The organism is Bradyrhizobium sp. LeoB3, assembly GCF_055456055.1.
Map to the genome: position 1 here is coordinate 1 of NZ_JBVBEF010000285.1, position 1488 is coordinate 1488.

At 63.3% G+C, this 1488-nt stretch carries 1 protein-coding gene; it reads left to right on the plus strand.

Features of this window, described 5'->3' with window-relative positions:
- Positions 1-201: 201 nt before the first annotated feature.
- On the plus strand, positions 202-1488 hold a 1287-nt coding region (locus tag ACZXDY_RS45870; RefSeq protein ID WP_464350007.1), incomplete at its 3' end, for an IS4 family transposase.

Below are 1488 nucleotides of genomic sequence, written 5' to 3' on the forward strand. Positions count from 1 at the left end.
CTAGGGCATGCACAGATGTGGTGCGGTGCGGCGGATTGACTCGGGGCGGGTGTGAGGGATTCCAGAATCGGGAATCTGTGTGATTTCTATTGTGGCACTTCGATTTGACGGAGGTGCCGCGATGTCGCCACGGATTGACTGGACGTTGGGCCGGTTCGGGGATCGTCGTCTCGATAAAGGGGGGCGGCGCTCGTCGAACGCATGGTTGCGGGCAAGGATGTTTGCCTGCGGCGGCTTGCCAAGGGTGACCGCGCGCTGGAGGTGCGGTTCAACCGCTTTCTCGGCCACCCCAAGGTGACAACGGAGCGTATTGTCGAAAGCTGGAGCGAAAGCACGGTTGCGGCGGTTGCGGGCCGCCATGTGCTGGCGATCCAGGACACCAGCGAAATCCACTTCAACACCACGCCGCAACGCCGACGCCGGCTGGGGGCGATCGGCAAGGGCAATCATCACGGCGTGCTGCTGCATCCGCTGCTGGCGGTGGATGCGGACAACGGCAGCTGCCTTGGACTTGTGAGCGGCGAGGTGTGGACCCGTGGGGAGCGCCGCACCGTCTCGCATGACGCGCGCGAATTGTCGGACAAGGAATCACTGCGCTGGATATCCACCGTGCTCGCGGCCAAGCCATTGCTCACCGGCGCCGCGATGGTGACCGTGCTCGGTGACCGCGAGAGCGACATCTTTGCCCTTTATGCCAGTGCGGCCGAGCAGCACTACCACGTGATCGCCCGCAGCATGCATGATCGCAAGCTGGCCTCCGGCGACGGCTTATATGCGACCAGCGATGCCATGACCGTGGTGGATCAGCGCACCATCGAGCTGCCTGCACGTCCACAGCGGCCTGCACGTCGGGCTCACCTCGAACTCCGTTTTGGCGCAACCGAGCTCGCGCGACCACAGACCAAGTTCCTGCGCCATCTGCCGAAAAGCCTGCCAGTGGCTGTCGTTGATGTACGCGAGGTCAACGCCAAAGCCGGGGTCGAGCCGCTGCATTGGCGGCTTCTCACCTCGCATCGGATCGCCAATGCACAGGACGCTTGGCGCATCGTCGAATGGTACAAACGGCGCTGGATCATCGAGCAGTTCTTCCGCGTCCTTAAGACACAAGGCTTCAAGCTCGAAGACAGTCAAATCGGCACGGCTAACCGGCTCCTCAAACTGGTCGCCATCGCCGCCAAGGCTGCCGTCATCACCATCCAGCTCCTGCAGGCGCGGAACGGCGGCCCACAGTCGGTCCACATCGCCTTCACCGCCAGCGAGGTCGCCGCGCTTACCGCCCTCAATCAGCAGCTCGAAGCCAGAACCAAACGGCTGAAAAACCCACATCCCCCCGACAGCCTCGCCTGGGCCGCCTGGATCATCGGCCGCCTCGGCGGCTGGGATGGCTATCCATCATCCAAGCCGCCAGGCCCGATCACCTTCAAAACCGGCCTTGAATACTTCCATGCCGTCGCAGTCGGATGGAGCCTCAGAGATCCGTGCATGCCC